The organism is Micromonospora sp. NPDC049662, from assembly GCF_040675055.1.
GTDB lineage: Bacteria > Actinomycetota > Actinomycetes > Mycobacteriales > Micromonosporaceae > Micromonospora.
This window is the reverse complement of the sequence record NZ_JBFAOC010000008.1, coordinates 100344-114308: the sequence shown is the minus strand read 5'-3', so window position 1 is coordinate 114308 and position 13965 is coordinate 100344. Positions and strand designations below refer to the sequence as shown.

Genomic DNA, 13965 nt, shown 5'->3' with positions numbered 1-13965 from the left:
CTCCTGCTTTCTGACTGACGAAGGTGGACGTCAGAAAGCGTCGGCGTGCCGGCTTGGGCGGCCCTTGAGGGAGTCTTGACTCTCCTCTTCGACGAGGTGGTGGAGGCGGTCAGCCGTCGAGGTCGCGTAACGCCTGGGCCACCGTCTCGGCATTCGGATGGTCGAGTTCGCGAAGGATCGTGGCCGCCTGCCGCAGGAAATCGCGCGCCTGCTCCGCCTCGCCGGCGGCGGAGTGGCTCTGCCCCAGATGCGTCAGGATCTCCGCCTCGTTGTACCGGTCCCGGAAGTTGCGGACCAGCTTGAGGGCCCGCTGGTAGCAGGTGTTGGCCTCGGCGTGCCGGCCCAGGTGGTGGTACGCGTAGCCGAGGCTGTCCCAGGCGCCCGCCTCGGCGTGCTGGTCGCCGATCTCCTGGTTGAGCTCGACCGCCCGCTCGCAGTACGCCACGGCCGCGCCGTGGTCGCTGAGCTGGGTGTGCAGCCAGCCGACATTGTTGACGGCCATCGCCTCCCCGGCCCGGTGCCCGGCCTGCCGGTAGAGCCCAAGGGCCAGCTCGTTGTGGCGCAGCGCGTCGGACCAGCGGTCCTGCTGGTTGAAGGCCCAGCCGAGCCCACGGTGGGTGTGCGCCTGGCTGACCGGGTCGCCCAGCTCCTCGAACAGCGCGAGTGCCCCCTGGTAGTACCGGTGGGCCTCGTCGAGTTCTCCGAGCTGGGTGTGGGCCACTCCCAGACTGCGGTGCGAGCACGCCTGCCAGTGCCGCTCACCGAGCCGGCTCGCGGCCCGCAGCGCCGCGAGCTGCGTCGCGGTCCAGTCACGCCAGTGCCCCTGCTCGTCGAGGTAACTCTCCATCGTCCAGGCCAACTGCCAGGTGTACGCGTCGAGCCCGTCGCGCGCGGACTGCCGCAGGATGCCGAGCAGCACGGCGTGTTCGGTGTGGAACCAGGCCAGCGCCTGCGCCTGGTCGGCCACCGGATCGAGGGTGAGTTGGGGCTGGGCGGGCGGCAGCGTGATCGGCTCGCGGGCCGGGTCGAGCAGGCAGGCCGCCGCGTGGGCGGTGTGCAGGTAGTGGTCGAGCATGCGGACGAGGGCGGCCTGCCGGTGGTCCGGGGCGTCGCGCTCGACCTGCTCGGCCGCGTACAGGCGGACCAGATCGTGCAGGCGGTACCGCGTCGACGTCTGTTGGTGGACCAGGTGCGCCTCGTGCAGGTCGTGCAGCAGCGGCCGGGTCTGCCGCGGGGAGAGCCCGCTGAGGCTCGCCGCGGCCCCCAGGCCGACCTGGGGGCCGGGAGTCAGACCGAGCAGCCGGAACATCCGGGCCGCCTCCGGCTGCAGGGCGCGCGTGGAGGAGGCGAAGACCGCGCGCAGGTCGGCGCTCAGGTCGCCGGTAGTCAGGGCGTCCAGCCGCGTCGCCTCCTCGGACAGCTCCTCGACCAGCGCCCGCAGCGGGAGACCGGGGTGCATCGCCGCGCGTGCCGCGACGATGCTGAGGGCCAGTGGCAGGCCGTGGCACCGGGCCAGCAGCGCGGCGACGCTGTCGGGTTCCTCCGCGAGCAGTCGCGGCCCGAACCGGCGGGACAGCAGGTCGTGGGCCTCGTCGTCGGTGAGCACGTTCAGGGTGAAGCCCTGCGCGCCCTGCGCCACGAGGCCGCCCAGGCGGCGACGGCTGGTCACCAGGACGGTGCAGGTGGGACTGCCGGGTAGCAGGCTGGCGACCTGCCCGGTGTCGTGGGCGTTGTCCAGCACGATCAGCATCCGCCGGCCCGCGAGCAGGGTGCGGTAGAGGGCCGCCTGCGCGTCCACGCCGGTCGGGATCGCCTTGGGCGGTACGGCCAGGGCGTCGAGGAGGCCGCGCAGGGCCACCGGTGGCGGCACCGGCTCGGCGGCGGGGTCGAAGCCGCGCAGGTTGACGTACAACTGGCCGTCGGGGAAGCGGTCCAGGTGGTCGTACGCCCAGCGCAGGGCCAACCAGGTCTTGCCGACGCCGCCGGTGCCACCGATGACCGCGACGGCGACGGCGTCCGCGTCGTTGGTCTGATCCTCGACGAGGCGGGACAGTGTGGCCAGTTCGCGGACCCGGCCGGTGAACAACGGCGGTGGGGCCGGCAGTTGCCGGGGCGTCGGGTGGGTCGCGGCGGTCCCGGTCGTCGGCGCGGCGAGTGTCGGGTCGCCGTTGAGGATGCCCAGGTGCAGCGCTTGCAGATCGGGGCCGGGGTCGACGCCGGTCTCGTCGGCCAGGACACGGCGCAGCCGGTCGTAATGCTCCAGCGCCTCGGCCTGCCGACCGCAGCGGTAGAGGGCGCGCATGAGTTGCCCGGCGAGGCGCTCGTCCAGCGGATGGGCCGGCGCGTCCCGCAGGAGGTCCGGTAGCAGGGACGCGTGCAGGCCCAGGCGGAGCGCGGTGTCCGTGCGGTCCCGTTCGGCGGCCAGCCTCTCCTGGGTGAGCGCCTCGCGCGTCTCGTTGAGCCACGGGGTGTCCAGCCGGGGAAAGGGCTCGCCACGCCACAGGCCGAGGGCTTCGTCGAACCGCCCCAGCGCCGCCTCGTCGTCGGGCACGGCGCGCGCCCCGGCGACCAGGTCGCGGAACCGGTGCAGATCCACCGCGGCCGGGTCCACGCTGAGCAGGTAGCCGCCCGAGCGGCGGGAGATCTCGGCACCGTCGGCCAGGCAGGACCGCAGGCGGGACAGGTAGCTGTACAGCGAATTCACGGCGCGCTGCGGACGATTATCGGCCCAGACGCGTTCGAGGAACTGGTCGACGTGCACGACGCGATTCGCCTCGATGAGCAGGATCGCCAGGACGCTGCGTTGCCGAGCGTGGCCCAGGTCGACCCATGCGCCGTCGATCTCCGCCTCGACCTCGCCGAGCAGCCTGAACTTCACCGACACCGTCCCCCGCTGTCGCCGTTCCCGGCTTGACCAGGCGATTCAAGATTCGCTCAAGAAGTCTCTCCATTGTATTCGGAGACATTCTCGGATCCGGATCGCGAGGACCGCCGTCTACGGGCTGGGACGGCACGGCAGCGGGCCCCGGGACTCCTTGACGGAGTCCCGGGGCCCGCTGCGGCGGTGGTGCGCGGAGGGCGTCAGTCGCCGGCGGGAACCTCGTAGAGCCGGCTGCCGCTGACCGAGGCCCGTGTCACAGACCCAGAGGTGCTCGCCGTAGGGCGCGAATCAGCACCGCGCCGAGGGGTCGCGGCGTCAGTTCGGCAGGTACGCCGAGCGGGCCTGGCTCACCTCGGCGGCCTGGCGCTCGCGCCACCGGCGTTGGCTGTCCCGGTTGCAGGCGCGGCACGTCCGGCGGTATCGACCCGTCGACTCGTCGATCTCACGGTCGTGCCCGTTGCGGCAGGTCGGGCCCTGCACCCGGGTGCGGCAGTTCTCGGCGCGGCTGACCTGCCGCAGGTGGGTGGGCTCGATGCAGTCCTTCGCCGGGCAGAGGTGGTCGACCTCCAGATCGGGGCGGTACCCGCCGACGAGGACGACGTACGCGGCGATGTGCGCCCAGGCGCGGCCGGCGACCTTCTGGTGAACGCCGCGCCGCGTGCCGTACCCGCTGATGATGAGGCAGCCGTCGTCCTGCCGTACCGAACGCCGCAGGAGATGGTCGCGCAGACTGGCCTCGGTGAAGTGTCGGGACAACCCCTTGACCTCGCTGAGCACGGCGTCAGCCTATCGGAGGCGGGCGGCGTGCTCGGGCAGGTCGACGTCGGTGTCGTCGGCGACGTCGGCGCAGTCCACCAGTTGTACGGCTGTCGCGTGGGCTCGGAGGTAGTCGCGGGCGCCCCGGTCGCCGGTCGCCGCCTCGGCGACTCCGGGCCAGTGGTCGCGCCCGAGCAGCACCGGATGTCCGCGTCGCCCGTCGCGGTAGGTGGCCATGGCGAGGGATTCGGCGGTGGCGTCGCGGGCGACGCGGCGTACCGCCTCGGGGGTCAGGTCGGGCTGGTCGACCAGGGTGACCACGACGGCGGCGGCCGGGCTGGACGCCAGGGAGTCCAGCCCGGCCCGAAGCGACGAGCCCATGCCCGAGGCCCAGTCGTCGTTCACCACCACCTCGGGCAGCCGGGTGCGGGCGCGGATCTGGTCGGCCTGCGCGCCGAGCACCACCAGCACCGGTCGGCAGCCGGCGGCGGTGAGGAGGTCGGCGGCGTGCTCCACGAGCAGGCGGCCACGGTAGGGCAGGAGGGCCTTGGGTTGGCCGAGCCGTCGGCCGGCGCCGGCCGCCAGGAGGAGACCCGCCGTGACCATGGCCAGAGCCTAGTCCGCACGAGCGGCGGACGCCCCGCGTCCCGGGACGCCCAGGCGCAGGTCAGCGCGCCAGCCACTCCCGGTACGAGGTGGGCGCGAGAACGGCGTCCTGCTTGCCGGTGAGCACGTCGCCGGGGGCCGCCGCGAACATGCCGGCGGTGTCGTCGGTGGTGACGGTCCGCTGGTCGCCGCGCGCGGCGAGGGTGATCCGGCCCAGCTCGTCGAGCCCGAACACGTCGGGGCCGGCGACGTTGCGGATGCCCTGAAGGGGCGCGCCCACGCTCACGTCGGCGACGGCCTGGGCCACGTCGGCCGCGGCCATCGGCTGGACGGGGGTGCTGGGCAGGCGTACGCCGGTCTCGTCGGCGGTCCAGGAGATGACCGCGTCGATGAACTCGAAGAACTGGGTGGCGCGGACGATCGAGTACGGCACTCCGCTGGCCTTGAGGATGTCCTCCTGGAGCACCTTCGCGCGGTAGTAGGCCAGGTCGGGCACCTGGTCGACGCCGACGATCGACAGGACCACGGCGTGTCCGACGCCGGCCTTCTCAGCGGCGGTCAGGAGGTTGTCCATGGTGGTCTGGAAGAACGCGGGGGAGGCCTCGTCGAAGGTCGGCGAGTTGGTGAGGTTGACGACGACGTCAACGTCCTTGAGCGCCTCGGGGAGGCCCTGCCCGGTGAGGAGGTCGACTCCGGTCGACTGCGAGTGCCCGAACGCGTCGTGCCCGGCCGTGCGCAGGATCTGGACGACCTGGGAGCCGATCAGGCCCGTTCCGCCCATCACAGCGATCTTCATGTCCGTTCCACCTTCCGTGTCCCGTTCGTCCCGGCACCCCAGCGGCGCCGGCAAACTCGGACCTCTTATGTCCGAGAACTATACTCGGATAAGAAGGATCCGAGTATCAGGGGTGGTTAGGGTGAGGCGATGAAGATGTCCGGCGGTGTCGAGTGGGCGCTGCACTGCTGTGTCGTGCTCACCACCAGCAGCCGGCCGGTCCCGGCCGCCCGGCTCGCGGAGCTGCACGACGTCTCCGGCAGCTACCTCGCCAAACAGCTCCAGTCGCTGGCCCGCGCGGGGCTCATCCACTCCGTGCAGGGCAAGTCCGGTGGCTACGCGCTGACCCGCGCGCCGGAGTCGATCAGCGTGCTGGACGTGGTCCACGCCGTCGACGGGCCCGGCCCGGCCTTCGTGTGCACCGAGATCCGCCAGCGCGGGCCGCTGGCCACCCCACCCGGCGACTGCACCGGCGCGTGCCCGATCGCCCGCGCCATGTGGACCGCCGAGGCGGCGTGGCGTGACGCCCTGGCCGGCATCACGATCGCCGACCTCGCCCGCGACGTGGACGTCGACTCCGGCCCCGAGGCCCTGGCCACCGTCCGCGCCTGGCTCACCGGCGACCCCGCCGGCTGAGCGCTCGGCGGGCGTGACGTGGCTCAGCCGGCGCGGCGTACCTCGGTGTCCCAGATCTCGGCCCACGGACGTCGCAGCCCCCGGCACACGTGGATCGGGCCGCCGTTCTCGTCGTTGGCCACCTCGACCCGCTGGTCCACCCGCCCGGCCAGCACACACTGCTCGAACCAGCCGTTCAGCGCGTCGGGGCGCTCCCAGCCGACCGCGATGACCACGTCCGCGTCCGCGGGCGGGCGTCCGAAGTCCAGCATGCTGTTGTGGCCGGAGTACGCCCGGGGCAGCCCCCGTGCCGGTCCGTAGCGCGCGACCGCCCCGGCCTCGCCGTAGTTGGCGGTGAGCACGACCGCCCGCGCGCGATCGGACTCCGGCAGGCCACGGTGGACGGTGGCGAGTGAGTCGGCGAACGCCGGCCAGCCGATGGTCTCACCGGCGTCGTAGTTCACGTCGACCACGAAGGCGGGCAGCCGGTCGGCCGGCAGCACGGGCAACAGCAGCACGATGCTGGGCAGCAGGAACGGCACCGCGCCGGCCGCGAGCACCCCCCGCCGCAGCCACGACCGGCCGCGCGACGCCCAGGCGGCGGTGACCACCGCGCCCGCCGCGACGAGCGCCAACAGCAGGGGAGCGTCGTAGTAGCCCTTGCCGCCGGCCAGCAGGACCACACCGAACACGACAATCCAGGCCCAACCCACCGCCCGGTACGACCGCCACGCCGGCCGGCGCAGCAACGCGACGAGACCCGCGATCCAGATCGGTACGGCGTACGGGCTGATGATGAGGAACTGGAGGGTGAACGCGTCGAGGCGGCCGCTGTAGGAGCTGCCCCCGTCGGAGATGGACGCGGCCACGCCGAGCTGCGGGAATCCGTGCGCCGCCTGCCAGATCAGGTTCGGCGCGGCCAGCACCAGGGCGGTCGCGGCGGCGGCGAGCACCCGCCGGTCGCGCAGCAGCCGACGCGGCCCCGCGATCAGCACCCCGGCGAGCAGGCCCACGGCCAGCAGCGCCGGCAACAGCTTGTTGAGCATGCCCACGCCGAGCACCAGCCCGAGCGGGAGCGCCCACCGGGTGTCGCCGGTGCGCAGCAGTCGCACCGCGCACCACGCCACGCCGAGCCAGACCAGCAGGTCGACGGTCGTGGTGCTGAGCAGGTGCCCGCTGGCGAGCACGATGCCGGAGATCGCGGCGAGCACCGCCGCGAAGCTCTGCCCGCCCCGGCCGCCACCCAGCTCCCGGGCGATGGCGGCGACCAGCAGGACCGCGCCCCCGGCCAGCAGCGCCGACGGCGTCCGTAGGACCACCAGGTTGCCCGGCGCGATCTCGTCGAGCAGGCGGGCCAGCGCGGGGACCAGTGGGCCCTGGTCGACGTAACCCCAGTCGAGGTGCCGACCGCAGAGCAGGAAGTACAGCTCGTCGCGGTGATAGCCGTAGCGACCCGCGAGGAGCAGCAGCGTCACGCTGGTCGCGGCGGCCACCAGCCACGGCCCCCGCGTACGCGGACCGGGCTGCGGCAGCTCGGTCGGTGTGGACGACCGGGCCGGCGGGCGCTCGGTGTCGATGACGGGCTCGCTCACCGATCCATCATCGCCCGTGACGACGCCGGGTGGGTGCCCGTAAAGCCTCCGGGTGCACGTGCCCTGAGCAGGTGCGAAGATCAGTTTCGCAACCCGACCGAGAGGACGACATGCGATACCGCACTCTGGACGCCACCGGCACGGTGCGCGGACGCGACCTGTCGAGCGGGTCATGATTGCCTTCCCCGAGCCGACCGCACCGGCCGGCAGCCGCACCGAGGTCTTCCTGCGCTACCTGGACTACTTCCGCGAGTCGGTGGTGGCCAAGGTGTCGGCGTTGGACGAGGCGGAGCTGCGCAGCAGCCGGCTGCCGTCCGGGTGGACGCCGCTGGAGCTGCTCACGCACCTGCGCCACGTCGAGCGACGCTGGATCGAGTGGGGTTTTCAGGGTCGGGACGTCGCCGAGCCGTGGGGAGACCGTCGGAACGACCGCTGGTACGTCGCTCCCGACGAGACCCGTGACGACCTGGTGGCGGCGCTGCGGGCGCAGGGCGCGCACACGACCGCCGTGGTGTCGGCGCACGACCTGGCCGAGATCGGGGCGCCGGGCCCACGCTGGGACGGCGCGGACCCGGCGTCGTTGGAACGGGTGCTGTTCCACCTGGTGCAGGAGTACGCCCGTCACCTGGGCCACCTCGACGTGGTCGCCGAGCTGGCGGGAGGCCCGACCGGGGAGTGAGGCCGCCCAGCCGATAATGGGCCGATGCCGCTGCTCGTCACGCCCGCCCTGCCCGCCGGGAGCCTCGCCGCCCAGGAACAACCCCACCTTGCGGTACGCCCCGGGCTGGCGCTGCGGCCGTGGCGCGACGACGACGCCCCCGCCGTACGCGCGGCGTTCGGCTGCCCGGCGATCCAGCGGTGGCACGTGCTCCGACTCGACGACGACGCCGAGGCCAGGGCGTGGACGGCACAGTGGACCGGTCGGTGGCGTGCCGAGACGGCCGTGAGCTTCGCGATCGTCGACGGCGACGACCGGCCGGTCGGCCAGACGGGACTGCGGGAAGTGCTGCTGACCGAAGGGTCGGCGCAGATTTCGTACTGGCTGCTGCCCGACGCGCGCGGTCGGGGGATCGCCACCGCGGCGCTGGAGGCGCTGACCCGGTGGAGTTTCACCCAGGCCGGGTTGCACCGGTTGGAGCTGAACCACTCGACGGCCAACGCGGCGTCGTGCCGGGTCGCCACGCGGGGCGGCTTCGCCGTGGAGGGGGTGGCGCGTCAGTCGATGCGGCACGCCGACGGCTGGCACGACATGCACCAGCACGCGCGACTGCGCACCGAGTGGCCGATCGGCTCAGCGGGGCTGCGCCCAGCCGACGGAACGCGGAGTCAGATCGGGTAGCACCACGTCGGGGTTGAGCGTGGCGAGGTCGACTTCGGCCTCCTTCTGGACCGCCGCCAGGTGGGTCAACAGACCCGGACGGTCGGGGCGGGCGCAGCCCTGCGGTAAATCCGTTGCCCACCAGGCACGGGTTGACCATGCTGACGCGCATGGATCAGTGACCAGTGGCGCACGTGCGCGATGAGGACGGGTTCGAGTGACCTCCCCGCCTCCGTCCGCCGTGCCACTCGAAGCCCACGCCGCAGGACCGGTACGGGCTCCTTCAGCGACGTGATCTGCGACGTCGCGCCAGCCGGAGACACCGGCTACCTGCCACTGGATCCAGGAGGCCCCTCGGCGCCTCCTGCCGAAACCCTGGAATCGCCGAAACCATGAGTAGTTCCCGCCAGGTCCGGGTGCCCGCCTTCGTCCGCGCGGACACGCCTGCCTTCGAGTTCGACGCGTCAGGCGTCTTCGCGACCCTACCGCTGCCGCGCGCCCAGCGCGGCGTCTCCCGGTGTGACCTCGCCGCGGCAGCCTTCTCATCACGATCACGCCCACCGCTGACCGCTGTCCCGATCCTTTTCAACCTCGGGATGTGGACCGGCAGGCCAGGGATGGTGGACCCGGGCGCGTACCCCGGAAATTGCCTGGCGGCGCGCATACCGCGATGGGAGGGTGACCGGCATGACTGCGCACGCTCTGGCCGGGGCCCTGGCCGACGACGGACGGCGACGGATCTTCGCGGCGGTCGCGTTGGGGTCGACAAGCGTGCCCGAGGTCGTGCAGCGCTCCGGCTTGGCCACGCGGGCCGTGCGCACCGGGCTCGGTCGGCTCGCCGCCGCGGGCCTCATCACCGGCGGTGACGGCGCGCTCGCGGTCGACGAGGCGTCGCTGCGGGCCGCGGCGCGCGAGCGCCGCCCGGCCGACGACGCCGCGCCGGCCGACGACCCCGTGCTGCGTACGTTCCTGCGCGGGGACGTCCTGGTCGGCATGCCGGCGCAGCGCGGACGGCGGCGAACGCTGCTGGCACACATCGCGCAACGCTCGTTCGAGCCGGGTACGCGCTATCCGGAGCGTGCCGTCGACGACGCGCTCAAGCCGTGGTGCGCCGGCGGCGCGTCGGACCACGCCACCCTGCGCCGTTACCTCGTGGACGAGCGGTTGCTCACCCGCGAGCAGGGCATCTACCAGCGGACCGACACCGGAAACCCGTTGACCGGCCACTGATGATCGACGGGTGACCACGACCGTTCGACCCGACTGGGTGACCGCCGCTGTCCGTCCCGACCATCCGGACGCGACACTCCTGTTGCGCGAGTACATGACGGAGATGGTGGTGCGCTACCACCGCCGCCCCGACCGACCCGGCGAGGTCGACGCCGCGCTGGCCGAGATGCCCAGCGACGACCTGGCGTACCCCACTGGTGTGCTCCTGCTCGCCCACCGCGGCGCGGATCTGGCCGGCTGCGCCGGGTTGCGCTGGCACCGGGACTGGGCCGAGCTGACCCGCGTCTTCGTCCGCCCCGCGCACCGGGGGGCCGGTGGGGGCGCGGCGCTGCTGGCCGCCGTCGAGCGTCGGGCGCGGGCGGCCGGGGTGGACCGCATCCGCCTGGACACCCGCGCCGACCTGGTCGAGGCCCGCGCCCTGTACGCGCGGCACGGGTACGCCGAGATCCCCGCCTACTCGCGGGGGCCGTACGCCGACCACTGGTTCGAGAAGGAGTTGACGGCCGGCTCGGAAGACGCTAAATAAGAAGAGGAACTTGAGTCACCTCGACTCAACCATCACCTTCGGCCAGGAGAACCGAGGAGGCATGACCATGTTGATGCGTACCGACCCGTTCCGCGAGGTGGACCGGCTCGCCGAGCAGTTCTTCGGTACGGCAGCCCGGCCGGCGACCATGCAACTCGACGCCTACCGCGACGGAGACTTCTTCTACGCCGCGTTCGACCTGCCCGGCGTCGACCCCGACACCATCGACTGCACCGTCGAGCGCAACGTCCTGACCGTCCGTGCCGAGCGCCGCCGACCCGCCGGCGACGGTATCGAGCTGGTCGCCGCCGAACGTCCGATGGGCACCTTCACCCGGCGACTGTTCCTCGGTGACACCCTCGACACCGACAAGCTGGAGGCGGGCTACGAGCACGGGGTGCTGACGCTGCGCATTCCCGTCGCCGAGCGGGCCAAGCCCCGCCGGGTCACCATCACCGCCAACGGCAACGGCCGACGGCAGATCAACGCCTGAACACCGCCTCGACGGCCGGCGCCCGCCCCGGGGTGCCGGCCATCGGCGCGTCGCCGGCCTTCGACTCCCGGGCCGACGCGTCGCGGGCCCTCGGCCCTCGGGGGAGCGCGTCGCCGGACGATGGGTAGAGGGCGGCGAGGGCGTGGGCGGTGCTGGCGACCAGCTCGCGTAACTCGGTCGGGGTCAGCACCTCCACCTGCGCGCCGAGCTTGAGCATCTCTACACAGCCGTGGCGGACCGACTCGATCGGCACTGTCGTCGTGACCCAGCCGGCCGCGTCCGGCGCACCGGCGTTCTCCTGCGCCGCGCGGCTCATCGCCGGCGGAAACAGGTACGTCGTCTGCGCCAGCGCCGCCACCGTCATCCGTACCCGCGCCTCGGCGCGGTAGACGCTCCGCTCGTAGCGTGCGGCCAGCTCCTGCCAGCTCTCGGCAAGGTCGAACCCGGTCGGCCGTTCGGCGGGCTCGTCCAGCACGGCCAGGTCGAGGATCGCCGCCACCCGATAGGTCCGCACCTGCCCCGACGCCGCGGCGACCAGGTACCAGCGGCCGGCCTTGAGCACCACGCCGAACGGATCGAGGGTGCGCGTCACCTCCCGAGGCGCCTTCCACCGCCGGTAGCGCACCTGCACCCGGCGGTCCTCCCAGACGGCTGCGGCAAGTGCGGCCAGGTGTGGTGTGGGCTCGGGTTCGCGGAACCAACTCGGCGCGTCGAGGTGGAACCGCTGCCGGAGCCGGGCGCCCCGGTCGGCGAGGTCCGCCGGCAGCGCGGCGCGCAACTTCAGCTCCGCCGTGGCCAGCACCGACCCCAGGCCCAGCTCAGCCGCCGGGCCGGGCATCCCCGCCAGGAACAGCGCCTCGGCCTCACCGGCGGTCAGGCCGGTGAGGCGGGTGCGGTAGCCGTCGAGCAGGCGGTAACCACCGGCCGGGCCCCGCTCGGCGTACACCGGCACGCCGGCGGCCCCCAGCGACTCCACGTCGCGGTACACCGTACGAACCGACACCTCCAGGGCATCGGCCAGCTCGCCAGCGGTCATCCGCCCCCGGGCCTGCAGGAGCAGTAGCAGGGAGACCAGCCGGCTGGCACGCACGATGCGACCGTAGCCGACCCCGATGTCGCCGCCGCGAGGGCCGGCCGTCGGCGCGCCTGCGTGGCAATCCCATCCGCTGCTGAGAACCTTTTTCACATGGTGTCCACCGACGCGCCCACGCTCGCCCGCCCCACCGCCCGACCGGCCCTGCCGAGCGCACCGCTGGACGTCACCGAGGCCTGGCTGCGCAACCGTCGCCTCTCCGAGCACACCCGCGACGCGTACCGGCGCGACGTCGCCGCCTTCCTCGGCTGGTGCGCGGGACACGACCTGGACCCGCTGCGGGCCACGTTCCTGCACGTCAACGAGTACGCCCGCACGCTGGAGTCCACCCTCGTGGCCCGCAGCGGCCGACCGTTGACCCCGGCGACCGTGGCACGCCGACTCTCCGCCCTGTCGAGCTGGTACGACTTCCTCGTCAAGCTCGGTGGCGTACCCGCCAACCCGGTCTCCGGCGCGGACCGCCCCCGCGTCGACCGGGACCACTCCGCCACCATCGGACTCACCCCCGAGGAGGTGGACGCCCTGCTCACCGCCGCCGACGCCGAGACCGGCCCGACGGCGGCCCGCAGCCGGGCGGCCATCGCGCTCCTGGCCGACCTGGGCCTGCGGGTCGGGGAACTGGTCTCGCTGGACCTGACCGACCTCGGTACCGAACGCGGGCACCGCAGCGTGCGGTTCGTCGGCAAGGGCGGCAAGCAGCGCCGCCGCGCCCTCACCCCGGGCACCGCGTACGCCCTCGACGCGTACCTGGCCCAGCGGGCCGCCGCCGCCGGCGTGCCGGTGACCCACCTGACCGGGCCGCTGCTGGTCACCGCCAGCGGCGCACGACTCGACCGGCACTCCGTGTTCCGGATGGTCCGCCGCCTCGCCCGGGCCGCCGGCATCCCGGCGTGGGCGCGACTGTCCCCGCACTCGCTGCGACACGCGTTCGCCACCACCGCCCGCTCCGAGGGCGTCCCCCTGGAAGACGTGCAGGACGCCATGGGGCACGCCGACCCGCGCACCACCCGCCGCTACGACCGGGACCGGCACAACCTCGACCGCGACCCGGCGTACGCGGTGTGGGCCGCCCGGTCGCGTCGGCGCGGCTGACCGTCGTACCCCCGCCCTACGGTCGGGGGATGAGACACGGCCTGGAGATCCCCTGCGGCGGCGACGACCTCGACGTCGCCACCCTCGTCGAGCTGGGTGAGCTGGCCGAGCGCGCCGGCTGGGACGGGGTGTTCCTGGAGGACTACGTCATCCACCACTGCGGCGACGACCCGTCCACGTACGACCCGTGGCTGATGCTCACGGCGATCGCCGGGCGTACCGAGCGGGTGCGCCTCGGCACCGCGGTCACGGCGCTGCCCCGTCGGCGTCCGGCGAAGCTGGCCCGCGAGGTGTTGACCCTCGACCACCTGAGCGCCGGCCGGGCCACGGTTGCCGTCGGTGTCGGTGACCCCGCTGACCGGGGCCTGGCCGCGTTCGGCGAGCCGACGGAGGTAGCCGTGCGCGCCGCGATGCTCGACGAGGGTCTGGACCTGCTGACCGGCCTGCTCAGCGGTGAGCGGATCGAGCACCACGGCACCCACTACCGCGCCGAGCAGGTGGCGCTGCGGCCACCGCCCGTGCAGTCGCCCCGGGTGCCGGTCTGGGTCGGCGGCAGCACCCAGGCCGGGGCGGTGCGGCGTCGCGCGGCACGCGCCGACGGCATCGTGCCCTACAAGCTGACCGACACCGACGGCTGGGCCGACTTCACCCCCGACGAGGTTCACGAGCTGGCAGCGGCCATGCCGCCGACCCGGGCCGACGGCCAGCCGTTCGACGTGGCGATCGGCGGGCGACGCCGCCGCCCGGACGAGCGCGCCGAACGGGCCTACCTCGGGGAGTTGGCCGCCGCCGGGGCGACCTGGTGGCTGGAGTACGTGCCGGTCGGCGACCCGGCGGCGATGCGCGACGCGGTGGCCCGCGGGCCGCTGCGCTGAACGCCGCGTCAGCCCTGCGGCGGGGGCCCGGGGGGGGGGGGGCCGCGCGGCCGCGGGTGGCGCGCCCGGGCGCGGCCGCGCCCGGGCCGGCCCGGGCCATGGCTGAGAGCAGG

General features: G+C 73.5%; 14 protein-coding genes. 8 read left to right on the top strand and 6 right to left on the bottom strand.

Annotation, left to right across the window (positions count from 1 at the left end):
- Nucleotides 1–109: 109 nt before the first annotated feature.
- The 4 genes from AB0J36_RS09085 to AB0J36_RS09070 form a co-directional block, all read right to left on the bottom strand.
- Nucleotides 110–2878, bottom strand: a complete 2769-nt coding sequence (locus tag AB0J36_RS09085) for a BTAD domain-containing putative transcriptional regulator (protein ID WP_357394331.1) — start codon at nucleotides 2876–2878, stop codon at nucleotides 110–112.
- A gap of 318 nt (nucleotides 2879–3196) precedes the next feature.
- Entirely contained in the window at nucleotides 3197–3658 is a 462-nt protein-coding gene (locus tag AB0J36_RS09080; RefSeq protein WP_357395009.1) for an HNH endonuclease, read from the bottom strand.
- 9 nt (nucleotides 3659–3667) lie between these two features.
- Nucleotides 3668–4243: a nucleotidyltransferase family protein gene (locus AB0J36_RS09075; RefSeq protein ID WP_357395006.1), complete on the bottom strand. Its 576-nt coding sequence runs from the start codon at nucleotides 4241–4243 to the stop codon at nucleotides 3668–3670.
- 61 nt (nucleotides 4244–4304) lie between these two features.
- On the bottom strand, nucleotides 4305–5039 hold the full coding sequence (locus AB0J36_RS09070) for an NAD(P)H-binding protein (protein WP_357118624.1): 735 nt from the start codon (nucleotides 5037–5039) through the stop codon (nucleotides 4305–4307).
- A gap of 129 nt (nucleotides 5040–5168) precedes the next feature.
- Here AB0J36_RS09070 and AB0J36_RS09065 point away from each other — a divergent pair, with 129 nt between their 5' ends.
- Complete coding sequence (locus AB0J36_RS09065; protein ID WP_357395003.1) at nucleotides 5169–5654, top strand: Rrf2 family transcriptional regulator; 486 nt, start codon at nucleotides 5169–5171, stop codon at nucleotides 5652–5654.
- Nucleotides 5655–5677: 23 nt separating this feature from the next.
- Here the strand turns inward: AB0J36_RS09065 and AB0J36_RS09060 are convergent, their stop codons facing one another.
- Nucleotides 5678–7225, bottom strand: a complete 1548-nt coding sequence (locus tag AB0J36_RS09060; protein ID WP_357395000.1) for a glycosyltransferase family 39 protein — start codon at nucleotides 7223–7225, stop codon at nucleotides 5678–5680.
- 172 nt (nucleotides 7226–7397) lie between these two features.
- Between AB0J36_RS09060 and AB0J36_RS09055 the strand changes: the two genes are divergently transcribed.
- From AB0J36_RS09055 to AB0J36_RS09035, 5 genes are all read left to right on the top strand, one after another.
- Nucleotides 7398–7904 carry a DinB family protein gene (locus AB0J36_RS09055; protein WP_357118633.1) on the top strand — a complete coding sequence of 169 codons (507 nt, stop codon included), beginning with the start codon at nucleotides 7398–7400 and terminating at the stop codon, nucleotides 7902–7904.
- 24 nt (nucleotides 7905–7928) lie between these two features.
- Entirely contained in the window at nucleotides 7929–8564 is a 636-nt protein-coding gene (locus tag AB0J36_RS09050) for a GNAT family N-acetyltransferase (protein WP_357394998.1), read from the top strand.
- 666 nt (nucleotides 8565–9230) lie between these two features.
- A complete protein-coding gene (locus AB0J36_RS09045) occupies nucleotides 9231–9773 on the top strand; it encodes a DUF2087 domain-containing protein (protein ID WP_357394996.1) in 543 nt (180 codons plus the stop codon).
- Between the two features lie 10 nt (nucleotides 9774–9783).
- On the top strand, nucleotides 9784–10299 hold the full coding sequence (locus AB0J36_RS09040; protein WP_357394993.1) for a GNAT family N-acetyltransferase: 516 nt from the start codon (nucleotides 9784–9786) through the stop codon (nucleotides 10297–10299).
- A 67-nt stretch (nucleotides 10300–10366) separates the two neighbouring features.
- Nucleotides 10367–10792 (top strand): Hsp20/alpha crystallin family protein, encoded by a 426-nt coding sequence (locus AB0J36_RS09035; protein WP_357118645.1) that lies wholly within the window; start codon nucleotides 10367–10369, stop codon nucleotides 10790–10792.
- Here AB0J36_RS09035 and AB0J36_RS09030 read toward each other — a convergent pair.
- Nucleotides 10782–11882 carry a YafY family protein gene (locus AB0J36_RS09030; RefSeq protein WP_357394991.1) on the bottom strand — a complete coding sequence of 367 codons (1101 nt, stop codon included), beginning with the start codon at nucleotides 11880–11882 and terminating at the stop codon, nucleotides 10782–10784. The two genes, AB0J36_RS09035 and AB0J36_RS09030, sit on opposite strands and share 11 nt — an antisense overlap.
- A 96-nt stretch (nucleotides 11883–11978) precedes the next feature.
- Here AB0J36_RS09030 and AB0J36_RS09025 point away from each other — a divergent pair, with 96 nt between their 5' ends.
- Together AB0J36_RS09025 and AB0J36_RS09020 are read left to right on the top strand one after the other, a co-directional pair.
- A complete protein-coding gene (locus tag AB0J36_RS09025; RefSeq protein WP_357394988.1) occupies nucleotides 11979–12977 on the top strand; it encodes a tyrosine-type recombinase/integrase in 999 nt (332 codons plus the stop codon).
- 29 nt (nucleotides 12978–13006) lie between these two features.
- Nucleotides 13007–13852, top strand: a complete 846-nt coding sequence (locus AB0J36_RS09020) for an LLM class flavin-dependent oxidoreductase (protein ID WP_357170089.1) — start codon at nucleotides 13007–13009, stop codon at nucleotides 13850–13852.
- Nucleotides 13853–13965 lie beyond the last annotated feature (113 nt).